Origin of the sequence: uncultured Clostridium sp., assembly GCF_963515715.1 — a bacterium.
Lineage (GTDB): Bacteria > Bacillota > Clostridia > Clostridiales > Clostridiaceae > Clostridium_AW.
This window is the reverse complement of record NZ_CAUPZS010000001.1, coordinates 26938-51880: the sequence shown is the minus strand read 5'-3', so window position 1 is coordinate 51880 and position 24943 is coordinate 26938. Positions and strand designations below refer to the sequence as shown.

Sequence of the window (24943 nt, the reverse complement as noted above, 5' to 3'; positions counted from 1 at the left end):
TACTATTTAAAACTATTTTATTTATACTTCTAATATCTAGTTATAAAGGGACAAACATCTCTAATTTAACCTTTCACAGCATTCCACCAATAATTGTTTACTTATCATTTATTTCAATTTATTTAAGCATTTCTTTTTTATTTAGTGGAATTAACCATGCTATATGTAATATTGTTTTAAACCTATTACTAAGCTTTATATACATTGGAGATCTATGGTATTACAGAAGTAATCATTCTTTTTTAACTTTCCATATGATTAAAACTACTGCAAATTTAGAAAATTTAAGTGGTAGTATTTTTGCCATGTTTAGATTTATAGATATACTCTTTATTTTAGATATATTTTTTTTGCTTTTTATTTCTATAAAAAACTTAGAAAAGTACAAAGGTTTTAAGAGAAATATACCCTCTTTTGTTCTTTTATTTTTCATTCCAATTTTATATTTAATATATGCTCACTATAAAGTTGATATATTAAATAAGGGATATCCAAATCAAATGCTTTTTAAAAGGAGCTGGACACAAAATCAAACCATGGCATCCTTAACCCCTATAGGATATCATCTTTTTGATTTTTATAACTATCATAAAGATAGTAAACCCTATATAATGAGCACTGCTGAAAAGGAAGAGGTTAATAACTGGATTAATAAAAAAGCTGAACCCCTTCCAAATAATAAATATAAGGGTATTTTAAAGGATAAAAATTTAATACTACTTCAAGTTGAATCTCTAGAAAATTTCGTCATAAATTTAAAAATTGAAGGAGAAGAAATAACCCCTAATTTAAATAATTTATTAAGCAATAGCTTATATTTTAATAATTTTTATGAACAAACTCATAACGGTACAACCTCCGATGGAGAATTGTTAGCTAATACCTCTCTTTATCCTTTAAGAATTGGGAGTACATTTTTTAGATATCCTAATAATACATACATCAATTCCTTACCTAATATTATGGAGAGATTAGGATATAAAACCTTAGCAGTACATCCGGATAAAGGTTCCTATTGGAATTGGCTAAATTCATTAAAATCTATAGGTTTTGATGAATGTTATGATGCAAGTTATTTTAATATGGATGAGGTAATTGGTCTAGGATTAAGCGATAAAAGTTTTTTAAATCAATTGATTCCTTTATTGAAAAATCAACCTGAGCCCTTTTATTCTTTTTCAATTACTTTAACAAGTCACTCCCCCTTTTATATGCCAGAAGAACATAGAAAATTAAACCTTCCCAAAAGCTTAGATGAGTCAAGACTAGGAAAATATTTTCAATCCATAGCATATACAGATAGCCAAATAGGTAGCTTTATAAATTCTCTTGAAAAAATAGGTTTATTAGATAATTCAGTATTAGTTATCTATGGGGATCATGAAGGGGTGCATAAATTTTTTAGTGATGAAATAGAAGATACAATGGATTTATATAAATTAGAAAACAACGATTTAAAGGTTCCATTCATTATATATTCTAAGGATTTAAATGGAGAAGAGATATCTACCATTGGTGGACAAGTAGATATGCTCCCTACTCTAGCTTACCTTATGGGAGCTGAAAAAGAGGATTATATGTATACATCCTTTGGAAGAAATCTACTGAATACAAATAAAAACTATGTGATAACTTCTCGCGGAAAATACATTGGAGATGATATATCTGAAGAAGATAAACTTTTTTATATTAAAGGTTTGGACTATAGTGACAAAATAATAAGAAGCAACTTTTTTAAAGAATAGGGGGAAATATTATGATGAATTTTCCTAGATGGTGTTATATATTTATAGGCATATGCTTTTTAATCCCTATATTATTAATCGAGAGTGTTATACCTTGGGGTTTATTTTTGTACTTTTCCTATAAATGCATAAAAATCTCGCAAAATAATGAATTAAACTTTAAAATACAAATAATAAAATGCTCTATATATTCCTCTATTGCTTGGATCATCGGATTATTTTTTAATTTCATGATAACTAAAGGAACTAGTCTTTTGCTTAATAATATATTCTAGTAAATTAAGAGTGAAAAGTTAAAAGTGAAGAATACAGGATAGAATTCCCTTGCAGAGAATTCTTAAATCTTATAATTAAGAAATTCCTTAAGGAATTTTTCCCATTACTCTTCACTCTTCACTCTTAACTTCTAATTCTAAGCTTCTTTATCAGTTAAATAGGTTATCCCTATTTCTTCAATAATTTTTTTACTTCTCTCTTTAGTATTTCCTTTAATTATTTTATAAGGAACATTTTCTGCATTTAAAAATGACAATATAGCATCATCTACTTTTTTAGCCACCTCTTCGTCCTGCCATCTTACTTCATCTTGTTCATATCCAAATTCTCTTGGAACATAAAAAATATGTTCATATTTAGGCAAGTCCTTTATAGCAAGGCAATAGAGATCTTTTAATATTTCAATTTCCTTTTCACTTCTTTTTTTAGAACCAAGCATAAATCTTCCATAAATATAAGGTACAAAAGTAGCATAATCTGTTATAGCATAATCATAACAATTTAACTGTTCTTCCCTTAACGCTTGTCCTAAATATATTCCATATTGTTCAGCAATACTCTCTATCATACCTTTATCTCTTAAATATTCAGTACTATATTCAGTAGCACATCCTACACTAAAGCCCATGATTTTCATATCTACATACAGCTGTTGAATAAGAGTGGTTTTGCCACATCTAGGCCCACCTAATATAGCTATTCTCTTAGTCATAATAACTCTCCTCCCACCGTCCAATGAAACATAGTTATTATAACAATTTAATGGGAACCTTTCAACAGCTATAGCTAATTTTATTCCCTCTTTATCTTTTCTTGTTAGTTTATTATTATTGGTGAATAATCTTTTCTTCTATATACACTCATAATAAGTCCAATCGAAGATATATTTAACAACATGGATGTTGCACCATAGCTTATGAATGGACAACTTATACCCATTACTGGAATTAAGTTTAAATTCATAAGTATATTCCAACTAAACTGTATTAAAAATAGTGTTCCGAAAGACATTAAAATTAATCTTCCGTAATTATCCTTAACAACTCTTGCAGTAGCAAACATGCGGATTATAAAAAATGCCGCTAATGCTATGAAACTCAATGCAAGTATCCATCCGAAGGTGTATATAATATAAAGAAATATAAAGTCTGTACCGACTCCTAGTAAAAGCTGTATGTTTTGATCTATGCCATTGCCTAAAATTCCAGAGGATTTTATTAAGCTATCTATCAGATTATATATATACCCCATTCCATTAGGATCTTTATTTATAAAAGAAATTAACCTGTTTATCCTATAAGGAGAACTAGCAAATAGTATAATTATTGCCCCAATGAATACCGCGGGCATTAAAACAATGTATTTCCTTGGAAATTTATTACTTATACATAACACCATAAATATGCAGGTATATATTATAAAATCAATCCCAGAAGGAATTAAGAATATTAATAATGATGGAATAGCATATATGGCTAGTAAACGAAATAAAACTTTATTATTCTTAGCTTTAACATCTTCTAAAACTCCAGGTAGAGATACACAAATTAAAAATAAATACACTTGAAGAGTACTTATAGTAATAGGCCCTATTGTTATAAATTTCTTTGCACCATTTATAGGTGGGAATAATAATTGTATTAATAATATTAAATTAGCTGCAATAAATATCTTTCCACAATATTTTTTTATTTTTCTATAATCAAATATATACAAAATTACAGCAATTATAAATCCCATTATAGATGATACCACAGTTTTTTCTGCCATGATTTGGGGAAAATTATTAACATAGCCTACCATAAAAAACATTAAAAAAATCCCAAATAAACACATTAAAATAGATGGAATTACTATGCTCCATTCTACTTTTCCTTTATGAATTTTGTTTAATTTCTCCCCTATTCCCTTAGCATCTCCCATTTCTAGAATTGCTTTTTTTATAGCTTCCTCACCGCCCAATCCTTCATCTACATATGTCTCATACAAATCTTCTATATGTCCTGTAATTTCCAGTTCTATCTCTTCATGTACTTCCTTATTTTTTATCTCTAACAATAGATTATGTAAGTATTCCTTAACTCTTTTATCTTCTCCTATCCTCATACTATCCCCTCCCATAGCACTTTATCTACGGATCCCTTAAAAAACTCCCATTCTTCCTCTTTTTCTTTTAGATAGCCTTTACCTTTTTCTGTAATCCTATAGTATTTTCTCTTTCTCCCATTCTCTCCCTCATTCCAAAATGCCTCTACTACACCCTTTTCTTCTAATCCATGAAGTATAGGGTAAAGGGTACCTTCTTTCAATAAAAATACTCCTGTAGATTTCATTTCTAATTCTTTGATTATTTGGTAACCATACATGGGAATATCCTTTATTAAACTAAGAATTAAAGTTTCCGTACTTCCCTTTAATAGCTCCTTATTAAATTTCAAAAAATCCCCTCCTATTTTAAATAAAAAGTATACATAGGAATGCTATGCATAGATATCCTATGTATACTTTACTTTATTTTTCTATTTTAGTCAATATTACTTTACTTTTTTAACATACTTTTTCAATTCTTTTTCAATACAATCCATTATATATTTGTAGTCTATATCTTCATCACACATGAGAATATTAATTGCATCTTCTATGGTTTTCATAGTATATATTTTAAAATTACCCTTTTCAATTTCTTCTTCTACTTCTTTATTTAATACCAAATTATTTATATTTGAATAGGGTATGATTACACCCTTATCTTTTACGCTGTCTAACTTTTTACATACCTTAAAAAAACCTTCTATTTTCTCATTTACTCCACCAATAGGCTGCACTTCTCCCTTTTGATTCATTGAACCTGTTATGGCAATATTATTTTTAATCCCTATTTTACTCAAAGAAGACAGCATTGCTATAATCTCAGCAACAGAGGCACTATCTCCGTCAACTTTGCCATAAACTTGTTCAAAGCTTAAATGAAAATCTACTGGAATTTTATTATATCCACCTATTAGATTATTAATAAAACCTTTTAATATATTTATAGCTTTGCTATGAATTTTTCCACTCAGCTGGCTGTCCTTTTGAACATCCACTATATTTCCATCTCCATTATAGCAACTACAAGTTATTCTAACGGGTTTCCCAAAGGAAAAATATCCTGCATCTAACACTGTTAACCCATTTATTTCTCCCACTAATCTTTCATTAACATTTATCATTAGCTTTTTCTCTTCAAAAGCTTCCAATATTTCTTTTTCAATCATATCTTCATCATAAGCTATTTTAATTATATGGCTTTTTCCTATGCATTGAGCTTTTTCATTGATAGCTTGATTATTTGCTAATAAAATTACTCTTTCTATCTCTTCAATGTTGAAGTACAATTTATCTTTACTTTCTGCCTTCCTTGAAAGATATTTTGCAATTTCCTTTTTCCCTTCATCTTCCAAAGGTGATATATTATTTTCTTTACATATGGTATCTATAGTTTTTAAAAGAGAGATTTTTGCTTTATCATCTATTTTAATATAAGGATTATATTGTGCTTTCATTTTAAAAATCTTCTTAAAATCTTCATCATGATTATATAATATGTCATAAACTTCATAATCTCCTATAAGTATAACCTTTGCATTAATTTTTATTGGTTCTGGATGAATTCCACTTAAGGACAGAAGTTCTAAATATCCTTTGTTATAATCAATATCCACCTTTCCATTGACTAGAGCTTTTTTTAAATAATAATATGAAGATGTATTAGCTAACAAATTATTCATTCTTAATATAAGGCATCCTTCATTTGCTTTTAACATAGATCCTGCTTTTATTAAGCTTATATCTGTTACATAAACTCCATTTTTATTTTCATATTCGATATTACCTAGTAGATTGCTTAAATTAGGATCATCTTCGTAAATGCATATTGGTTTTTTATTGTTACTATTATCGACAATTACATTTATTCCGTACTTATATATTATCTCTCCTATCTCCTCTTCATCTTCTTCATAACTCATTGAGTAATTATCTACTAATGCTTTTTCAACCTTTGAGCATACATCTACCAAGCATTTAATTGCACATTCTTCTCCATCTAAACCTTTTTTAAAATCTTCTTTTATTTGACAAGAGCACTCTTCTAAGTATTCTTCCATCAATTCTTTAATATTTTCTATACCTTCTTCTTCACTGTCTTTTATTTTATCTAATATATTTTGTGCCTTCTCTTTTAGTTTAAATACCTTCTTTATTATGTCATCCTTGTTTTCTTTTTCTAAGGATTCATATTCTTTTTCGCTCATAGCATTACCATCTTCTTTAATGGGGATAAATGTAAATCCTCCACCAGTAAATTTAATGTCAAAACCGCTCTCCTCTGCAACTTTAACCATCTCACCTATTAATTCACTTCTATTTTTTTGTACTTTTTCTAGTAGCTTTTCTTTTTCCTTATTATCAGAAGTATTATAAAAATCGTAAATTTTTTCAGAGTAGTTTTTTTGTATTTCCTCTAAATATTTTTTAAATATTCTCCCTTGTCCATTAGATAAAAAAATTCCTTTAGGATTTCTACTTTCTGTTCCAATAAAATAGCATACATCTTTAGGTGGACTATCGGGTAAATTATCTTCAATATATCTAATCATTTTATTAAGTTTATCCTTTGAAAAATCATCTATTAAAAATATATTAAATCCTTCTTTATCAATCTCTAAGGCTCTCTTTATATCTTTATATACATCCTCATATCCTAACAAATATTCTTCTCCGTCTATAGCTTTAATGTCACTAAAATCAATGGAGTATTTTACATGGTTTACATTTAACTCGCTCATTAATATCCCCCCTATTCATACCATTAATATATTAATATTCTACTTATTGCTTTTTAGTAACATTTTTTTAATAATGACCCAATATAAAAAGGCATGTAATGATTACATGCCTTTTTTAGTATAACTCCTCTTTGCTAGGATTTTTATTTTCACAAATCTGTACAGAAGCTGAAGCTCCTATTCTTGAAGCACCTGCTTCTATCATAGCCACTGCATCTTCATAAGTTCTGACTCCACCAGAAGCCTTAACTCCCATAGCAGTTCCCACTGTTTCTCTCATTAATTTTACATCTTCTGGAGTAGCTCCACCTGTAGAAAATCCAGTGGATGTCTTTACAAAGTTAGCTCCCGCTTCCTTTGAAAGTTTACATGCTATTATTTTTTCTTCTTCTGTTAAGAGACAATTTTCTATAATTACTTTAGTTAATGCTTTTCCTTTAGAAGCTTTAACCACTTCCTCTATATCTCTTTTTACGTATTCATAGTCTTTATCCTTAAGTCTTCCAACATTTATAACCATATCTATTTCTTCAGCACCACTATTTATTGCATCTTCAGTTTCAAAAACTTTTACAGCAGTTGTATTAGCCCCTAAAGGGAATCCTATAACAGTGCAAACTTTAACCTTACTTCCTTTTAACAAATCACTTGCAACTTTAACATTACATGGATTAATACACACTGAGGCAAACTCATATTTTAAAGCTTCCTCACAAATTTGTTTAATTTTATCAATTCCAGTTTCAGGCTTTAACACTGTATGATCTATGAAAGATGCTAATTTATTATTCATAATATAATATCCCTCCAATTGTACTTCACTTTGTACTTCACTTTAAACTCATTGTATAATAACTATTAAAAATTTACAACTTATTCTATTTCTTCTTACTATTTTCTTATGAAATCCAGAAGATTTAATATACTTCTACTTAAGCTATAATATACTAAATAATATATCTTTAAGAAGGTTAAACTATAATTGAAAAAACTAATATCTCCTTATTTTAAAATTGTAAATACTATGGTATAATATAGCTAAATCAAATGCAAAGGAGTCATACATATATGGGATTTACAGATAAGTTAAATAAATACTATGCAGAAAATTATATAAAAAAATATGGGGACAGATTAGCTCAAATTCAAGGTAATGTAGTCTCCGTTAAAGTAGAAGAAAAATCCTTTTTGGGTATTCTTTATAGAATGACTGTTACACTACTAGTAAAGCCTGATAGAAGTAAAAATATAACTAAATGTGTTTATAAGAAACGTAGATGGTTCAAAAAAATTGACTTTATTCAAATTGCTCAAGGTAATTATGTATTAGTTCAAGGTTTAAAAGGTAAAAAAGGAAAAGAAAAGCGAGAGCAAATTGAAATAATGAACATAAGAAATCTAACTACTAAAAAAGATTTAGTTCCTATTGAAGGTAAAGAACCAAAAGTTCAAAAGGTTAAAACAAAATATAAATAAAAAATAAAACAGGCCTTAGACCTGTTTTATTATTTTTCCCTTTATTTTTTTCTATTCGATAAAAGTAAGTAAAGACTATTTATGAAGGCTATTACACTAGATAAAAATATTACTATAACCCACTGGGCTAAGGTTAGCGCCACAGTATGGAATATTTTTTGTAAAAACGGTATATATAGTATGCCAAGTAGCATTACTATTGAAACAACCACTGCCCCAACTAGATATAAATTTGTAAAAAGCTTAATTTCAAAAATAGAGTGCCTTTCTGATCTACATTCAAACACATGTATCAATTGAGACATAACTAATGTACACAACGCTAAAGTTCTACAAGTCTTTAAATCCATATTATACATATATCCCATAATAAATGCTCCAACAGTGCAAATACCTATTAATGTTCCTCTAATTAAAATTTTTTCCTTAAGTCCTCTTGCAAAAATGCTCTCGTCTTTGGGGTTTGGTCTTTGCTCCATAATATCTATATCTGCTGGGTCTATCCCTAAAGCCATAGCTGGGAGTCCGTCTGTAGCTAAATTTACAAATAATATTTGAATAGGCAACATAGGCGTAGGAAGATTTAGCAAAGAAGCTAAAAACATAGTTAAAACTTCCCCTAAATTACAGGATAATAAGTACCTAATAAACTTTCTAATGTTATCATATATTACTCTTCCCTCTTCTACTGCAGATACAATTGTAGCAAAATTATCATCTAAAAGTATCATCGAAGATGCTTCCTTTGTTACATCTGTCCCTGAAATTCCCATAGAAATTCCTATGTCCGCTTCTTTTACTGCTGGAGCATCGTTTACTCCATCCCCCGTCATAGCCACTATATTATTTTTACTTTTAAAAGCCTTAACGATTCTTAACTTATGATTAGGACTTACTCTTGCAAATACCTTTATATTATCAATTATATTGAGTAACTTTTTATCATCTACTTTATCTAATTCTTCTCCAGTCATAACCTCTTCTTCATTTTTTACTATTTCTAATTCTTTACCTATTGCAAAGGCTGTATTTTTATGATCTCCCGTTATCATTACAGGTTTTATACCAGCCATTCTGCATTTAAATACTGCGTCTTTAACTTCTTTTCTTGGTGGATCAATTATACCAACAACGCCTATTAAAACCATATCTTTTTCATCATATTCTACTCTATTTCCTTTAAAATTAACGTCTGGTTTATATGCAATTGCAATACATCTCAAAGCTTTAAAAGACATAGATTCTACTGCTTTTAAAATTTTGTTTTTATATAGAGATGTAAATAACCTAGTATCTCCATCAATAATTATATACTTACATCTATCTATAACTCTTTCGGGGGCACCTTTTAAGTATAGATTCGTATTTATTCCTTCTTTGACCGCTACTGACATCATTTTTCTTTCTGAAGTAAATGATTTTTCTCCTATTCTCTTTCCTCTACTTGTCATATCTCTTATATCTTTACTATCCTTAACAAATGCTTTAATAAGAGCCTTCTCTGTTGGATCTCCTGATAGAGCTTTTTCTATTTTTTCTTCTCTATAATCAACATTACAATCACTACAGTATGTAACAGCTTTCTTTAAAAGCATATTAGGAAATATTGAATCCTTTTCAGCTTTATGATGCTTGTCATTACAAAATATTTCGACTACTGTCATTTTATTTTCTGTTAAAGTTCCAGTTTTATCACTACATATTACAGAAGTACATCCTAAAGTCTCCACTGCTGGTAATCTTCTCACTAAAGCATTCTTCTTAAGCATCCTAGAAACACCTAAGGCTAAGGCTACAGTTACAATAGCTGGTAACCCTTCTGGAATAGCTGCTACAGCCAAACTTACTCCTAATAAAAACATTTGATATTTATCATGTCCTCTGCTTATTCCTGTTATTGTTACTACAATGCAAATGCCTACACATAATACTACTAATAACTTTCCTAGGGCATCTAGTTTCTCTTTCAGCGGCGATTTATCTTTTTCGATATTCTTTAACATTCCCGCTATTTTACCCATTTCAGTACCCATGCCTGTAGAAATTACCTTTCCTTTACCTCTTCCTGTAAGAGCTACCGTACCCATAAACATATTATCCTTATTTTTACTACTTTTATTAACTCCAACAGATTCTCCTGTGAGCAAGGATTCATCTAACATTAAAGAGAAGTCTTCAATTAAAATACAATCTGCGGGTATTCTATCCCCGCTTTCTATAACAATTAAATCTCCTATTACCAAATTTTCTGCATTTATAACCTTTAATACTCCATCTCTAATTACCTTTGCAGTTGGAGCTGCTAAACTATTTAATGCTTCCAAAGATTTTTCTGTTTTAAACTCTTGAATAAACCCTAAAATACCATTCATTACTACTATAACTAATATAGTTATTGCATCTGCTTTCTCCCCCATAATACCAGAAATTAATGTTGCTACAATTAATACCCAAACCATAACATCATTAAACTGCTGGAGAAATATCCTTAAAGGTGACACCTTTTCTTTGCTCTCCAATATATTGGGTCCATATTTTTTTAATCTTCTTTCCGCTTCTCTGGAATCTAATCCAGAATAAACTTCTCTTTCATTTATCATGATTATCCCCCCTGCTAATAGCTAATACTAATCACAATAAATATATGAAGTAAAACATTAAAATATTATTTACTTTAAATTTTTATATATTTTTGGTATCATTATCTAGGTTAAACGATTCTTAACTTCAGATAAAACTAAGATTAGTTACATAAAAGAGGAGGAAAAATTTATAATGGAAAAAGTTTATATAAGCGGTCATAAACACCCAGACACAGATTCAATTTGTTCTGCAATAGCCTATGCTGAATTTAAAAACAGGACTACAAGTTTAAACGCAATACCAATTAGACTTGGTGATTTAAATAGAGAAACTCAATTTGTACTAGATTATTTTGGAGTATCTTCTCCAGAATTTATAGAAACAGTAAAACCTCAAATCAAAGATTTAAAATTTGATATTATGCCTCCAATCCATCCTGAAACATCACTTAAGATGGCTTGGTCATTAATGAAGAAACATGAAGTAAAAACTCTTACAGTAGTAGATGATAATGACAAATTAATTGGATTAGCATCCATTACCAATATAACTTCTACATATATGGACATATGGGATAATGCTGTACTTTCAAAAAGTAATACCACTTTAGAAAATATAATGGAAACTCTTTCTGCTGAATCTATCTATATAAGTAAAAATATAAAGCCCTTTACAGGTAAAATAGTAATTACTGCAATGCACCCAGATCATGCTGGAGAAATAATTGAAGAAGGTGACATTGTTATATGTGGAGATAGAGAAGATGCTCAGCAGATAACTTTAGACTGCAAGGCTTCACTTATGATAATTACAGGTAAAAATGAAATTACCGATAATATTTTACAACAAGCAGAAGAAATAGGTTGTTCAATCATCATAACCCCTTACGATACTTTCACAGCGGCAAGATTAATTCCTCAAAGTATACCAGTAAAATATGTTATGTCTCGCGAAAATCTAGTAGTCTTTGATGAAGAAGATTTAATTGAAGATGCAAAGGATATTATGATAGAAACTAGATATAGAAGCTATCCTGTTATAAATGGAGAAAACAAAGTACTAGGAAGCGTGTCAAGATATCACCTTATTTCTAAAAACAAGAAAAAAATAATTCTAGTTGATCATAATGAGAGATCCCAATCTGTTCCTGGATTGGAGGATTCTGAAATCCTAGAAATAATTGACCATCATAGAATTGGAGATATTCAAACAGGTTCGCCAATCTACTTTAGAAATGAACCCGTTGGTTGTACTGCTACAATTGTTTCGTCTATATTCTTTGAAAATGGTATAAGACCTTCTAAGAAAATAGCTGGAATTCTAGCTTCCGCTATTATTTCTGATACTTTACTATTTAAATCACCAACCTCTACAAATACGGATAAAATTATGTTGAAGAGATTAAGTGAAATAGCAGATATAGATGCAGATAAATTTGCTCAAGAAATGTTTAAAGCTGCTACCTCCATGCAAGGAAAGACTATGGATGAAATATTCAACCAAGACTTTAAAGTATTTAAAATGAGTTCACTTAAAGTTGGAGTGGGTCAGATAATAACTATGGATAGAGAAGGTTTTGATTTAGTAAAAGATGAGATGGTAAGCTATATGGAGAATAAGAATCAGGTTGAAAACTTTGATTTATTAATATTAATAGTTACTGATCTACTTAAAGATGGTTCTGAATTGTTAGCTACGGGTAAAGAAAAGGATCTAGTAGCTAAAGCATTTAACAAACAATTTGTTGGAAACAGCATTTATGCTCCTGGTGTTATGTCTAGAAAGAAACAAGTTATACCGCCATTAACAGCGGCAGCTACGGAAAATAATTAATATTTTGCAAAAATAGTAAACATATGTAAGTAGGGCACATATAATAATACTGATTAATTTATAGGAGGAGTTTTTATGTATTGTAAATATTTTTATCCTATTAAGCCCTACCCTGACTCTATAATGGACATGTATTATCCTAATGAACCTTATAATAATCAATATGAAATGACAAGAATGGATGAGGAAGAAGACGAATCTTTTCATATAAAAATTAAAAAGGTCAGTATAGAAGAATTACAAGATTAGAATTAAAGGTAGTCCCCTTGCATATTAATAAATAAATAAATTAGTTTGGGGGATGAAAAGATGGGGTAGGTTACTTATTTGGATGTTTATTAAGTTTGCTTTTATGGAAAATTGATAGACAGCATATATTTTATATTCTAAATTTAAAAATTAGAAAGGTACTAAAGAAGGATTTTCTAATTACAATCTTTTACTTATTATCCTTTGTATTACTTTATTTTTTATATAAAAATAATAATAAAGAGATTTTAAATTTTATAACTAGCTTTATAGTTATTGATATAAGTAATACAGAAAGAAAAAATCTTAAAAAAAGAGAGAAAGTACATTTTTACGACTCAATTTCTCTTATATCTCGTTCTATTGTTTGTGGCTTTATAGCTCCAATTATCTATATAATAATATTTAATAATTATGTAGCTTTAATATATACCCTAATCTATAACATAAGTTTACAAAATAACATAGCCTTATTTAATTTTTTATTTAATTTAATTACTATAGTTCCTTCTTTTCTTGTTCAATTGGTTTTATATATAGTTTACATCTGTAGAAATAAAAAATTCTCCATAGACTTTAAAGGAGACTACTTAATTAATTTTTTCATGAAACCTTTGCTAAATGTAGATATTTTAGCTGCTTATATAGAATCTGTTAACTTCTACTATTACTTTAACAATGACAATACAGACTATATAAAGAGTTATGGTGAATATACTAATAAAATAGATGATATTTGCATTAAAGACTACTTAAGTATAGCTTATAGCATTTGTATGATTTCTTTTGTGGCTTTCTTTATAATCATACGAAAACTTAGCTAATGAAGAATTAAAAGTGAAGAGTAAATGGAAGGAATCTCATCCATAACTCTTCACTTTTAACTTTTAGCTCTTCACTAAATTCTCAATTTTCAATTCTCAATTAAAAATTATCTTCCTCTCAAATTATTAACCATTCCCCACATTTCATCTGCAGCTTTAATTGCTCTTGAACCAAATTCAAATGCCCTTTGAGATAATATCATTTCAGTCATTTCCTTAGCAGAATCTACATTAGATCCTTCTACAAATCCTTGAAGTATGTTAGAATCTGAAATTACTGGATTAACCCCTTCTTTTGCCATATAAAGGTTATCTCCAACGGATAAAAAAGCATCATCTCCAATAGCATTATATATATTTAATCTTCCTACTTCTCTTAATCCTTCTCCAGTTGTTAAATCTTTAGTTTTAACATATAAAGTACCATCTTCCTTAATAACAAAATTATCTTTTGTAAATTTAATTGGTTCATCATTTTCATAATCTTCTTCATATAATTCTATGGAAAGTTTGTTACCATTCTTATCTATAATATCTCCATTGGTATCTACATTAAAGCTTCCTGATCTTATATATCTATATTCGTTTTGAGGAGTCAATACTCTAAAATATCCTTCTCCATCTATAGCCAAATCTGTTTTTGCATTGGTCTCTAATAAACTACCTTGCTTTTTATCTCTTATCCAGTTAGAGGTTCTCACTCCTGTGCCAGTGGTTAAATTTTTATTCTCTCCTCCGTTTACAGGGTATCCTCTCCTATCTAATGTTTCGGACATAAGATCCTTAAAGGTTACATCCACTCTCTTATACCCTTCAGTATTCACATTAGATAAATTGTTTGATATTGAGTCTAATTTATCCTGTTGAGCCGTCATTGCACTTCTACCATTCCAAAGTATTCTAAGCATTTATACCACCCTTACAATCAAATTATCTTACTGAACCTAATTCGTTTACTGCTTTACCTAAGGTTTCATCTAAAGATTGGATTACCTTTTGATTAGTTTCAAAATTTCTCATTACCGTCATCATTTCTACCATTTCTTTTATAACGTTAACATTTGCTTTCTCTAAATTATATTGATTTATAACTGTATCATTCACTTGTCTTGCATTTTCTCCTGCGTAAAGATTATCCCCAACTTTTTTTAATGCACTGTAATCTTCACTTACATTATTTCCTTCTCCAAAATCACAAGTGTAGAATCTATAGGATGGTGAACCATCTACATTTAAATTTCCCTCTCCATCTAATGCTAAATTATCGCTTTCTACTCTTATTGGTTCAATTTCTCTTGTATCTAAATTAATACCCAAAACATTGTCTCCGCTACTATTTACCAGATATCCTCTGCTATTTATATGAAAGGAACCGTCTCTAGTATAATATCTATTATTAGCAATTCCATCATTTCTTTCAACGGTAAAAAAACCTCTACCCTCCATGCCGAAATCCGTTACTTTATCGGTCTTTTCAAAGGAGCCCTGAGTAAAATTAGTATTTACATCATCAATTCTACTTCCTAAACTAATCTCTCCTAAATCTTGTCTATAGTTTTGTCCATTGATACTTTTATCATAATTATATAAAAGCACCTTATCAAATTCCTTCACAGATAAAGTCTCTCCTTTAAAACCAATAGTATTGACATTAGCTAAATTATTAGTGATTACATCCTGTTTCCCTTCCTGAGTTATCATACCTGAAACAGCTGTATAAATACTTCTTATCATTTGCTCACTTCCTTATCTATTATTACTTTCATTTCCTGGGGATATTCCATTCCCATAAAACGAGCTCTCTTCTCGATCTCATATGGACTTAATTGATAGTTTATTTTTGCTCCTGCCATAAGCATTGTAGTAAATACTATTCCAATGCCTACACCTAAGAGAAGTTTTTTATCACTTAGGAAATATATTATTTTTTTTATTTTAAATATAATTCTTTTATTAATAATAATTCCCCCTTGCCTATTTTAAGCTCTTGTGCTACTTGATCTAAATCCATTCCTTTGTCTATTAACTTCTTTACTTCATCTATCTTAACATTATTCTTCTCTTCGACCTTATTTTCCTCTATTTTCTCTTCTATTTTTTTTTCCAATCCTTTTTTTAATTTTTCTTCATTCTTCTCTATTAACTTTTCTTCCTCTAGCTCTTCAATTTTTGTATCTTTATAGTTTATAGCCTTTTTTAAATCCTCTATTTCCATTTGAAGTTGCAAGATAGTTTCTGCCATTTCTCTTCTTAAATTTAATATTTCAATGGAATATTTATTAACATTTCCTTCTGCATCACTCATAACCTTTGAAAAAGATTTTTCTTCTTTTTTTATGGCAATTACATTTATAATTATTAAAAACAAACCAATAATTAATAAAACTATAGTCATACTATCACCTTATATTAGTTTTCTATATTATATTTCAACCTTTTTAATTCCCCTCTTAAGTTTACTAAAGCTCTACTATGGAGTTGGCAAACCCTTGACTCTGAAACGCTTAAAATTTTCCCTATTTCTTTTAACGTTAATTTCTCATAATAGTAGAGAGACAGCACTGTCTTATCTTTTTCTTTTAGATTTTCTAATGCCCTTTGCAAATATTCTAACATTTCTTTTTCCTCTAGGTCTTTTTCAGGGCATGGACTTTTTTCATCCACAATAGTTCCTATTAATGGGATATCATCTTCTTCTGAAAATATTAAATCTTCTAAAGAAACTACGGATATATAGTTTATGTAATTTTCAATTTGAGACACTTCTTTAATTGTCATACCTAGCTCTTCACTAATTTCTATAATGTCAGGCTCTCTAAAATTTTTCTTTTGTAATGTCTCAATTGCTTCATTGTATCTATTTAATTTATCTATAGCTCCTTTTGATATGGGACTAATTTTTCTTAATTCATCAATCATAGAACCTTTTATTCTGATTGAAGCATAAGTAGAAAACTTCATTCCCTTACTTTTGTCAAATTTATTTATAGAGTCCATAAGTCCAATCATTCCATAGCTAACTAAATCCTCAAATTCAATATATCTAGTCTTCCCAATAATAATCCTAGAAGCTATATATTTTACAAGTGGTATATACTGTTTTACTATTTCTTCTTTCATTTCCGGAATTGCAACTGCACTCATAGCTAATACCCCCCTGGTCCATTTTTCCTATGCTCCCTCATAATTTGAAATAATACTCTAATTATTTTTTCTACAGTTTTATCATCTACATCTATAAATGAAACTCCACATATATTTTTTTTGTTTTCTTTTTCTACCCTTATTACTTTTCCCTTTACGTGAATTTCTTCATCTTTTAGTAATAATGATACTGCTAATATATTTCCTACATAAAGTTCCTTATAAGTTGATAATTTCATACCTCCTGCACTTACATCTAAAGTGTAACCGTCGAAAAACTCAACATCCCTACCTGTATCTATTACTGAGCAGCAAGCTTTTGATACTATCGATACTCTTACAAAATTTCTTCTTTGAATCTTCACAAATTTTTTTGGATGGTCAATAAGAACCATCATAATTCTATCAATTTTTCTGCCTGTAACTACAGTAGTAAATTTGTAAACTCCTTTATGGGTGTAATACACTCCATTTATTAGCTCACCTTTTTTTAAAGGTAAATATACACCCTCTCTTACAGGTATACTAATTCCTGCGTAACTATCTGAAATATCTTGGATATCGCTTTTATATATACCATCATCCATCAATATTTCAATTTTACTGTTTACTGAAAATTTAATATTATCCGTCATAATACCATCCCCTATGAAAAAATACTAAACAACTTTTTAAATAATCCTTGAGCTCCTGCTCTCTCTTCTGTATTTTTTTCTCCCAATATTTTAGTAGCAATATCATTTATTTCTTTTGATACCTCAGCATTGGGAAAACTTATCACAAATGGTTTTTGTTTTCTAACTGCTTCGACAAGCTTTTTATCTTCGGATAAGGCTCCTAAATAATCTAACTTAATATTTAAAAAATTACTTACAGTATTGTTAAACTTATTATAAGTTCCTATCCCTTCTTTAAAATTCATTATTTTATTTACTACAACCTTTGCAGAAGTTTTTATCTTAAAGTGATTGACTACTTTTAATAAACAATAAGCGTCAGTAAGAGAAGTCGGTTCTGGAGTTGTTATTACAATAAGTTCCTCAGAGCATGCTATAAATCCCAATACATTTCTGCTGACACCTGCTCCTGTATCCATAATAATATAATCTAGATTCTCCAAAGAGGTTAGTTTTCTTAGAAACTTATCTCTTCTTTCTTTTGGAATATCCTCTATAGCTGTAAATCCAGAGCCTCCTGGTAATAATTTTACTCCATGTGGTCCTTCAATTATTACATCTTCAATCTCCATATTATTAAATATTACATCTTTAACATCATATTTAGGTAAAAATCCCATTAAAAGATCATCATTTCCCATTCCAACATCAGCATCAAATATTAAAACTTTTTTCCCTCTCATTTGTAGGGCAATAGAAAGGTTCACAACAAAATTACTCTTTCCAACCCCTCCCTTGCCAGAGGTTACTGTAATTACTTTAGGTCCTTTATTACTTATTTCTGCTTCCTTTTCTTCTACTTCCTTTGCTAATTTTCTTAGTGATGCCGCTTGATCTAGCATATATTATCCTCTCCTAATATTAAATTAGCTATTTCTTCTTTCGAGAGTATTTTAAGATCATCAGGTACACTTTGTCCAATGGTAACATAGCTTAAAGGTTTTTTCGCACTCTCTAATATATTTAATATTGATCCATAAGATGTTGTTTCATCTAGCTTAGTTATTATGACATTATTAAACCCAAGAATTTTATAGCCTTCTACTATGTTATTTATATCTTTATTCTTAATGGTAGCGCTGATCACTAAGTGTATATTTTCTGTTTGTATTTTGTCTATAAGCATTCTTAATTCTGATATCTGCATAGCATTTTTAGAACTTCTTCCTGTGGTATCTATTAATATGGTATCAAAGTCCCTCATAGACTCTAGAGCTTCATCCATATCCTTTTGAGTAAATACTACTTTGAAAGGTATATTCATTATATCCGCATAGGTTTTTAGCTGTTCAACAGCTCCAATCCTGTAAGTATCAATTGTAATTAGTCCAACTTTTTTCTTTTGAACTAATGCCAAGCTTCCTGCTAGTTTCGCTATGGTTGTAGTTTTCCCTACCCCTGTAGGTCCTACTAAAACTATAACCCCGTCTGTAGCACTATTTGATATATGAATTTCATCTTTTAAAGCTTCTTTAACTTTTTCTATAGAATCAATGTCATCTTCCATATTATTAACTTTATTAATCAATGACTTTATAGTGTTATCATTCAAATCTGCCTTTTCTAACATCATTTTAAGGGGATCTTTTTCTTCATTTTCACAAGATGAATTGTTTACAATTTTATTCATCATACTTTTCATTTCTTGAAGTTCTTTATAGATATTATCTTGATCATCATCTTTAGAATAACTTAGTTTTACATTTGTATTAGATTCATCTTTATTTTTTTCTACTATCTTTTTTAAAATATCTATTCCGCTTTCCATTGATTCTTTGTCTTCTTTTTCTTGTTTTTCTTGTTTTTCTTCCTTGGTACTATTATCAATAGCAGCTGTAACCTCAATAGCCTTCTTCTGAAAAAAACCTAAAAACCCCGGACGCCTTATTTTCCTTTGGCTAATAATTATAGCATCCTTTCCAAGTTCATATCTAATTCTCGTAAGTGCTTCATTCATGTTGTTTACAATATATCTCTTAATAACCATCTTATATTGTCACAACTCCTTCAGTTTTTATTTCTATATCATTTGGTATCTCATTTATTGAAAGTACATTTAAACCTGGGAAAATCATTTCTGTAAGTCTTCTAAATGCCGGTCTTATTTTAGGTGAAACTAAGACTACTGGCTGGTTTTCATAGAAGAATGTACTTTCTATTGTTTCTTTTAAAGAATTTAAAATTTTTCCTGTGGTATCTGGATCAATGGCTGGAAAAGAGCCTTGTACAGATCTTTGAATATTTTCTCCTATAACCTCTTCAATATTAGGCGCCAAGGTAATAACAGTTATTGCCCCCTGTTCATCAATTAATGGATTGCATATGCTTCTTCCTAATGTAAATCTAACATATTCAGTAAGAAGTTCTATGTCTTTAGTGTTTCTAGAATTATCAGCTAAAGACTCTAAAATTGTTACCATATCTTTAATTGAAACCCTCTCTTTTAAGAGATTTTGAAGAACCTTTTGTATCTCTCCAATTGTCATTAAATCTGGTATTAACTCTTCTACTACAGCATTGTATTTTTCCTTAACTGAATCGATCACCATCTTAACTTCCTGTCTTCCAATAAGCTGATAAGAGTTATTCTTTATAGTTTCTGTCAAGTGAGTAACCATAACTGTAGTAGGATCTACCACTGTTAATCCCTTTATTTCTGCGTCTTCTCTACTATCTTGGTTTATCCAAATAGCTGGAAGTCCAAATGCAGGCTCTATAGCTTTAATTCCCTCTATACCATATTCTCCATTTGTTGGATCCATGCACAATAACATATTTGGCATAAGCTCTCCCTTAGCTACAACTGTTCCTCTTATCTTTATAACATACTCATTAGTTCTTAATTGAAGGTTGTCTCTAATCCTTATAGGCTGCACTATTATGCCCATTTCAATTGCACATTGTCTTCTTACGGAAGTAATTCTCTGTAGCAAATCTCCTCCTGAACCTTCATCAGCAAGGGGAATTAACCCATATCCTATTTCTATATCCATAGTTTCTACATTTATTAAACTCATTACATTCTCTGGTTCTTTGCTCTCTATTTCTGTTATTTCTATATTTTCCTGCTCTATTTGTTGAATAATTTTTTCATTTTCATCTTTATATAAAAAATATGCTCCAACACCACTAGCAACTGACAGTATAAAGAATGGAACTTTAGGAAGTCCAGGTATTAAAAACAAACAGAACAGTATTGCTGAAGCCATAGCTATTACCTTTGGAAATGTAGTTAACTGCCTGCCAACTAAATTACCAAAGTTCTCATCGCTTCCTGAACGAGTAACCAACATACCTGATGCTGTAGATATTAAAAGTGCAGGAATTTGGGAAACTAATCCGTCTCCAACAGTGAGCCTAGTAAATGTCTTTGCTGCATCACCAGCTGTCATTCCCATCATTAAGCTACCGATTATTATACCACCGGCAATATTTATAGCAGTTATAATTAATCCTGCTACAGCGTCACCTTTTACGAATTTAGAGGCTCCATCCATAGCTCCATAAAAATCTGCTTCCTGTTGTAGCTTCTTTCTTCTATCCCTAGCTCCACTTTCATCTATAAGACCTGAGTTTAAATCAGCATCAATACTCATTTGCTTACCAGGCATTGCATCTAATGTGAATCTAGCGGAAACCTCTGCAACTCTTGAAGCACCACTTGTAATTACCATGAATTGAACAATAATTATAATTAAAAATATTATAATTCCAACTACGTAGTTATCCCCAATTACAAAGCTACCAAAGGCAGCAATTATTTCTCCACCATTTCCTTCACTTAGTATTAGTCTTGTAGAAGATAGATTTAATCCCAATCTCAAAAGGGTTGTAACTAATAACAATGTGGGGAAGGATGAAAATTGTAATACTTCTGTAGTAAACATTGTAATAAGAAGTATAACTACTGAAATAGTAATATTAACTGCAATTAAAACATCCAGTACTTTAGCAGGTAATGGTATAATCATCATCATAACTATAGCAATTACTCCAAAAGCTATTAGTGCATCTATATTATTTTTGAAATTTACTCTTTTTTTAAAATTTTCCAAGAGAACACCGCCTTAACTATTTCATCTTCATTACTATTGCTAAAACTTCTGCTACCGCTTGATACATTTCCACAGGTATTTCGCTATCTAGTTCCACTTCATTGTATATAAGTCTAGCTAATGGTTTATTTTCAATTATAGGAACATTACTTTCCTTAGCCTTTTCCTTTATCTTTAATGCTACAAAATCCGTTCCTTTGGCTACTAATACTGGAGCTTTATTTTCCCCTTCTTTATATCTTATTGCAACAGAAATATGAGTTGGGTTGGTTATTACCACTGTTGCATCTGGAACAGCCTGCATCATTCTTCTCATAGCCATTTCCCTTTGCTTTTGTCTTATCTTTCCTTTTATTTGGGGGTCTCCCTCCATTTGCTTGAATTCTTCTTTTACCTCTTGCTTAGTCATTTTCATTTCTTTTTTAAACTGAAATTTTTGAAATGTAAAGTCTGATAAAGCTATAGCTGCCATTACAAGAGTTACTTTAAAAAATATTTTAAGAGCTAAATCACCAAAAGCCTCCATCAATACTGGGTATCTTAAATTATATAAATTTACTATATATATATAATTATTTTTAATAAATTTATATCCTACAACTCCAACTATAGTTACCACTAAAACGGCTTTAATTAATTCTACAACAGATCTCATTGAAAACATCTTCTTAAACCCATTAATGGGATTTAATTTTTTTATATCTGGCTTTAAAGGTTCTTTAGTCAATATAAAGCCCGTTTGAATGAAATTTGCAAAGATCCCCATTATCATTATAGGCACTACAATAGGAAGAATAGTTAGGGCTAATTTCCCTAATATTATTATTAATATATTCCCTAAGGTTTGGTAGTTTAATTCCATGTTTAAAAATTCATTTAAAAAGGTAGTCATAACTCCTTTTAAATTTCCCACCACATATTCTCCTGCAAAGGATAGAACTAAAGTAGATATCAAAAGAGTCAACGCTAAGTTTACATCCTTACTTTTAGCTACCTGTCCTTTCTTCTTAGCTTCACTTAACTTATGTGGTGTAGCATCTTCAGTTTTATCATCTGAGGCAAAAATAAAAATAAATGGTATAGTGTTAAAAATCGATTGAAACAATTCCGGTATTTTTATAAAACTACTTTTTATTAAAGTAATAAAAATAGGTAATGCAAAAGTAAATGTAGTTAATCCAACTAATATTTTTACCGGAAGCCCTAGTATCATTATGTTTAACTGCGGTACAGTTCTTGCCATAAGCCCCAAGGTTAATTCTGTTATTATAATTATCAATACTACTGGTATTGCTATTTTCAAACCTAAGCTAAAAAAATCTATAAATATTTTTGTTACTAAACCTGATAAAGAATCTGAAAGTAAAGATTTTCCTATAGAAATTGATTTATAACTTCCTACTAATTGATATATTAATACATGGTGTACATCTAGGATAAAAAACATTACTAAACTGCACCAATAAAGTAGCCTCTCTAGCAAAGTTGAATTAGTATTTGTGTTTGGATCAAGCATTGACATCATTGAGAAACCAACTTGTACGTCTATAAAATTTCCTGCCATTCTTACAGACATAAAGCATATCTCTGTTATGTATCCAAGGGTTAACCCTGTAATTATTTCATTTATTCCACTAGCTATAAACGGGAAAATATCATTTATGGTATTTACTGAAGAATAATCTATTCCCGGTAGTATTACAAAAGACAAAATTAATACAAATCCTATCTTTACCATAGCTGGAGTGCCTTTAGGGAAAAATACAGGTGTTACAGTAAAAAAAGCTATAAACCTTAAAAAGACCATTATTAATGCTGTATAGAATGCTACATTAATCAAAACAACACCTACTTACTAATTTAATGAACTATATTAGATATTATCTCAAATATCCTTTCAGTAAAATTAACCAATTGATGCAACATCCAGCTACCAGTCAGTAATCCTACTAAAGCTATAGTAATCAGTTTAGGTACGAAGGTCAATGTTTGCTCCTGAATTTGAGTAGTAGCTTGAAATATACTAATTATCAAGCCTACAACAATGGATGTTATAAGAATTGGAGCTGAAATCATTAATCCAGTAGTTATAGCATCCTTCATTATTCCTAGCACCAAATTTTCACTCATTTAACCACCTCATTTGAAACTCAAAATTAAAGATTTTACTACTAAATACCATCCATCTACCATAACAAACAATAAAAGTTTAAAAGGCATTGAAACCATAACTGGTGGTAGCATAAACATACCCATAGACATAAGTACACTAGCAACAACTAAATCTACTATTAAAAAGGGTATGTATAGTAAAAATCCTATTTGAAAAGCAGTCTTTAATTCACTAATTATAAATGCAGGAATTACAACATATAGCGGAGCATTATCCTTTGTAACTTCTTCTCCGACCTTTCCAATTTCTAAAAACAATTTTAAATCCTTTTGTCTTGTTTGTTTTAACATAAATTCTCTAAGGGGTTTAGCCCCCTCTTCAAATGCCACCTCTTGATTGATTTTATTTTCTAAAAAAGGTTTTATCGCCTTTGAATTAATTTCATTATATACCGGAGCCATTATAAAAAAAGTAAGAAATAAAGCTAGTCCAATTATAACTTGATTCGGTGGCGATTGCTGCGTTCCCATGGCATTTCTTAAAAATCCTAATGCTACAATAGTTCTTACAAAGCTAGTCATCATAACAATAATTGATGGAAGCAGAGTTAATATTGTAAGAAGTATTAAAAGCTTTATATTATCCACATAATTTTGAGGTGAAGAAGTACCATCTACAGATATATTAATTTTTGGTACTGGTATTTGAGCCGGAGCAGCAAATACTTTAGTAGACACAGTTAACATCATGAAAAAAACTGTCAATCCAACAATGTGCAATAAAATTTTTTTCTTCTGTTTCATAGTTTATCTTCCTTTTTCATTAATTTTTGCAAAATATTTATATCTACCTTGTAAGACTCCAATTTTTTCACTTCCTCCTCTTCAAGAGGTAAAAGTATTTCTACTTTACCATTGGATGAGGATACAATGTAGCCTTTATCTCCAATTTTCACTGCAAGTATTGCATTATCCTTTGATAAAGGTAACCGATCAAGTATTCTCATATACCTACCATTTTGGATGTTTTGTAACTTATCTCCACCCATTTTTAATGAAGTATATATTAGTAGCAGTATAAAAGGCAAGAATATTAATATTTTTAATAAAGTGACTATAAATTGATAATCTCCATTCATA

At 29.7% G+C, this 24943-nt stretch carries 24 protein-coding genes; 5 read left to right on the top strand and 19 right to left on the bottom strand.

The genetic code is table 11. From position 1 onward, the window contains the following. Positions 1–254: 254 nt before the first annotated feature. Positions 255–1745 carry an LTA synthase family protein gene (locus tag RYO54_RS00295; RefSeq protein WP_315114411.1) on the top strand — a complete coding sequence of 497 codons (1491 nt, stop codon included), beginning with the start codon at positions 255–257 and terminating at the stop codon, positions 1743–1745. A gap of 412 nt (positions 1746–2157) precedes the next feature. Here the strand turns inward: RYO54_RS00295 and RYO54_RS00290 are convergent, their stop codons facing one another. The 5 genes from RYO54_RS00290 to deoC form a co-directional block, all read right to left on the bottom strand. Beyond that, the gene (locus tag RYO54_RS00290; protein WP_315114409.1) at positions 2158–2733 is read right to left on the bottom strand and encodes an ATP-binding protein; all 576 of its coding nucleotides are present in this window, start codon (positions 2731–2733) and stop codon (positions 2158–2160) included. Positions 2734–2837: 104 nt separating this feature from the next. Then, positions 2838–4127 carry an FtsW/RodA/SpoVE family cell cycle protein gene (locus RYO54_RS00285; RefSeq protein WP_315114407.1) on the bottom strand — a complete coding sequence of 430 codons (1290 nt, stop codon included), beginning with the start codon at positions 4125–4127 and terminating at the stop codon, positions 2838–2840. After that, on the bottom strand, positions 4124–4459 hold the full coding sequence (locus RYO54_RS00280; protein WP_315114405.1) for a PadR family transcriptional regulator: 336 nt from the start codon (positions 4457–4459) through the stop codon (positions 4124–4126). Before RYO54_RS00280 ends, RYO54_RS00285 begins: the two co-directional genes overlap by 4 nt. Positions 4460–4555: 96 nt before the next feature. Next, positions 4556–6850: an AAA family ATPase gene (locus tag RYO54_RS00275; protein WP_315114403.1), complete on the bottom strand. Its 2295-nt coding sequence runs from the start codon at positions 6848–6850 to the stop codon at positions 4556–4558. Between the two features lie 115 nt (positions 6851–6965). Continuing rightward, positions 6966–7643, bottom strand: a complete 678-nt coding sequence (gene deoC, locus RYO54_RS00270) for a deoxyribose-phosphate aldolase (RefSeq protein WP_315114402.1) — start codon at positions 7641–7643, stop codon at positions 6966–6968. Between the two features lie 275 nt (positions 7644–7918). On the opposite strand from deoC, the gene RYO54_RS00265 reads away from it, so the two are divergent. After that, positions 7919–8326: a hypothetical protein gene (locus RYO54_RS00265; protein ID WP_315114401.1), complete on the top strand. Its 408-nt coding sequence runs from the start codon at positions 7919–7921 to the stop codon at positions 8324–8326. Positions 8327–8367: 41 nt separating this feature from the next. Here the strand turns inward: RYO54_RS00265 and RYO54_RS00260 are convergent, their stop codons facing one another. Continuing rightward, positions 8368–10926: a calcium-translocating P-type ATPase, PMCA-type gene (locus RYO54_RS00260; RefSeq protein ID WP_315114399.1), complete on the bottom strand. Its 2559-nt coding sequence runs from the start codon at positions 10924–10926 to the stop codon at positions 8368–8370. A 172-nt stretch (positions 10927–11098) separates the two neighbouring features. Between RYO54_RS00260 and RYO54_RS00255 the strand changes: the two genes are divergently transcribed. The 3 genes from RYO54_RS00255 (at position 11099) to RYO54_RS00245 (ending at position 13815) form a co-directional block, all read left to right on the top strand. Further along, the gene (locus RYO54_RS00255) at positions 11099–12742 is read left to right on the top strand and encodes a putative manganese-dependent inorganic diphosphatase (protein ID WP_315115046.1); all 1644 of its coding nucleotides are present in this window, start codon (positions 11099–11101) and stop codon (positions 12740–12742) included. Between the two features lie 75 nt (positions 12743–12817). Further along, positions 12818–12991 carry a hypothetical protein gene (locus RYO54_RS00250; protein WP_315114397.1) on the top strand — a complete coding sequence of 58 codons (174 nt, stop codon included), beginning with the start codon at positions 12818–12820 and terminating at the stop codon, positions 12989–12991. A gap of 95 nt (positions 12992–13086) precedes the next feature. Beyond that, the gene (locus tag RYO54_RS00245) at positions 13087–13815 is read left to right on the top strand and encodes a hypothetical protein (protein WP_315114395.1); all 729 of its coding nucleotides are present in this window, start codon (positions 13087–13089) and stop codon (positions 13813–13815) included. A 107-nt stretch (positions 13816–13922) separates the two neighbouring features. Here RYO54_RS00245 and RYO54_RS00240 read toward each other — a convergent pair whose 3' ends face one another. The 13 genes from RYO54_RS00240 to RYO54_RS00180 form a co-directional block, all read right to left on the bottom strand. Then, positions 13923–14723, bottom strand: a complete 801-nt coding sequence (locus RYO54_RS00240; RefSeq protein ID WP_315114393.1) for a flagellar hook-basal body complex protein — start codon at positions 14721–14723, stop codon at positions 13923–13925. 22 nt (positions 14724–14745) lie between these two features. Next, positions 14746–15549, bottom strand: a complete 804-nt coding sequence (locus tag RYO54_RS00235; RefSeq protein ID WP_315114391.1) for a flagellar hook-basal body complex protein — start codon at positions 15547–15549, stop codon at positions 14746–14748. Next, positions 15546–15668 (bottom strand): hypothetical protein, encoded by a 123-nt coding sequence (locus RYO54_RS00230; protein ID WP_315114388.1) that lies wholly within the window; start codon positions 15666–15668, stop codon positions 15546–15548. Before RYO54_RS00230 ends, RYO54_RS00235 begins: the two co-directional genes overlap by 4 nt. A gap of 77 nt (positions 15669–15745) precedes the next feature. After that, on the bottom strand, positions 15746–16210 hold the full coding sequence (locus RYO54_RS00225) for a hypothetical protein (protein WP_315114386.1): 465 nt from the start codon (positions 16208–16210) through the stop codon (positions 15746–15748). Positions 16211–16224: 14 nt separating this feature from the next. After that, on the bottom strand, positions 16225–16959 hold the full coding sequence (locus RYO54_RS00220; protein ID WP_315114384.1) for a FliA/WhiG family RNA polymerase sigma factor: 735 nt from the start codon (positions 16957–16959) through the stop codon (positions 16225–16227). A 2-nt stretch (positions 16960–16961) separates the two neighbouring features. Continuing rightward, positions 16962–17594 (bottom strand): PilZ domain-containing protein, encoded by a 633-nt coding sequence (locus tag RYO54_RS00215; protein WP_315114382.1) that lies wholly within the window; start codon positions 17592–17594, stop codon positions 16962–16964. A gap of 11 nt (positions 17595–17605) precedes the next feature. Beyond that, the gene (locus RYO54_RS00210; RefSeq protein ID WP_315114380.1) at positions 17606–18478 is read right to left on the bottom strand and encodes a MinD/ParA family protein; all 873 of its coding nucleotides are present in this window, start codon (positions 18476–18478) and stop codon (positions 17606–17608) included. Continuing rightward, positions 18472–19623, bottom strand: a complete 1152-nt coding sequence (gene flhF, locus RYO54_RS00205) for a flagellar biosynthesis protein FlhF (protein ID WP_315114378.1) — start codon at positions 19621–19623, stop codon at positions 18472–18474. The genes RYO54_RS00210 and flhF overlap by 7 nt, the downstream gene beginning before the upstream one ends. Before the next feature lies 1 nt (position 19624). After that, positions 19625–21691 (bottom strand): flagellar biosynthesis protein FlhA, encoded by a 2067-nt coding sequence (gene flhA, locus RYO54_RS00200; RefSeq protein ID WP_315114376.1) that lies wholly within the window; start codon positions 21689–21691, stop codon positions 19625–19627. A gap of 16 nt (positions 21692–21707) precedes the next feature. Further along, a complete protein-coding gene (locus tag RYO54_RS00195; RefSeq protein WP_315114374.1) occupies positions 21708–23531 on the bottom strand; it encodes a fused FliR family export protein/FlhB family type III secretion system protein in 1824 nt (607 codons plus the stop codon). Between the two features lie 20 nt (positions 23532–23551). Continuing rightward, a complete protein-coding gene (gene fliQ / locus RYO54_RS00190; RefSeq protein WP_315114372.1) occupies positions 23552–23821 on the bottom strand; it encodes a flagellar biosynthesis protein FliQ in 270 nt (89 codons plus the stop codon). A 9-nt stretch (positions 23822–23830) separates the two neighbouring features. Beyond that, positions 23831–24553, bottom strand: a complete 723-nt coding sequence (fliP, locus tag RYO54_RS00185) for a flagellar type III secretion system pore protein FliP (RefSeq protein ID WP_399548895.1) — start codon at positions 24551–24553, stop codon at positions 23831–23833. 50 nt (positions 24554–24603) lie between these two features. Continuing rightward, a complete protein-coding gene (locus tag RYO54_RS00180) occupies positions 24604–24942 on the bottom strand; it encodes a flagellar biosynthetic protein FliO (protein ID WP_315114368.1) in 339 nt (112 codons plus the stop codon). Position 24943 lies beyond the last annotated feature (1 nt).

Excerpts from the sequence above, each read along its gene's own strand:
- fliP (WP_399548895.1), bottom strand. The coding sequence starts at position 24,553 with ATGATGTTAACTGTGTCTACTAAAGTATTTGCTGCTCCGGCTCAAATA.
- RYO54_RS00240 (WP_315114393.1), bottom strand. The coding sequence starts at position 14,723 with ATGCTTAGAATACTTTGGAATGGTAGAAGTGCAATGACGGCTCAACAG.
- RYO54_RS00230 (WP_315114388.1), bottom strand. The coding sequence starts at position 15,668 with ATGGCAGGAGCAAAAATAAACTATCAATTAAGTCCATATGAGATCGAG.
- fliQ (WP_315114372.1), bottom strand. The coding sequence starts at position 23,821 with ATGAGTGAAAATTTGGTGCTAGGAATAATGAAGGATGCTATAACTACT.
- RYO54_RS00225 (WP_315114386.1), bottom strand. The coding sequence starts at position 16,210 with ATGACTATAGTTTTATTAATTATTGGTTTGTTTTTAATAATTATAAAT.
- RYO54_RS00260 (WP_315114399.1), bottom strand. The coding sequence starts at position 10,926 with ATGATAAATGAAAGAGAAGTTTATTCTGGATTAGATTCCAGAGAAGCG.
- RYO54_RS00210 (WP_315114380.1), bottom strand. The coding sequence starts at position 18,478 with ATGCTAGATCAAGCGGCATCACTAAGAAAATTAGCAAAGGAAGTAGAA.
- RYO54_RS00180 (WP_315114368.1), bottom strand. The coding sequence starts at position 24,942 with ATGAATGGAGATTATCAATTTATAGTCACTTTATTAAAAATATTAATA.
- RYO54_RS00215 (WP_315114382.1), bottom strand. The coding sequence starts at position 17,594 with ATGACGGATAATATTAAATTTTCAGTAAACAGTAAAATTGAAATATTG.
- RYO54_RS00290 (WP_315114409.1), bottom strand. The coding sequence starts at position 2,733 with ATGACTAAGAGAATAGCTATATTAGGTGGGCCTAGATGTGGCAAAACC.
- RYO54_RS00295 (WP_315114411.1), top strand. The coding sequence starts at position 255 with ATGATTAAAACTACTGCAAATTTAGAAAATTTAAGTGGTAGTATTTTT.
- RYO54_RS00235 (WP_315114391.1), bottom strand. The coding sequence starts at position 15,549 with ATGATAAGAAGTATTTATACAGCTGTTTCAGGTATGATAACTCAGGAA.
- RYO54_RS00250 (WP_315114397.1), top strand. The coding sequence starts at position 12,818 with ATGTATTGTAAATATTTTTATCCTATTAAGCCCTACCCTGACTCTATA.
- RYO54_RS00275 (WP_315114403.1), bottom strand. The coding sequence starts at position 6,850 with ATGAGCGAGTTAAATGTAAACCATGTAAAATACTCCATTGATTTTAGT.
- flhF (WP_315114378.1), bottom strand. The coding sequence starts at position 19,623 with ATGGTTATTAAGAGATATATTGTAAACAACATGAATGAAGCACTTACG.
- RYO54_RS00285 (WP_315114407.1), bottom strand. The coding sequence starts at position 4,127 with ATGAGGATAGGAGAAGATAAAAGAGTTAAGGAATACTTACATAATCTA.
- deoC (WP_315114402.1), bottom strand. The coding sequence starts at position 7,643 with ATGAATAATAAATTAGCATCTTTCATAGATCATACAGTGTTAAAGCCT.
- RYO54_RS00265 (WP_315114401.1), top strand. The coding sequence starts at position 7,919 with ATGGGATTTACAGATAAGTTAAATAAATACTATGCAGAAAATTATATA.
- RYO54_RS00220 (WP_315114384.1), bottom strand. The coding sequence starts at position 16,959 with ATGAGTGCAGTTGCAATTCCGGAAATGAAAGAAGAAATAGTAAAACAG.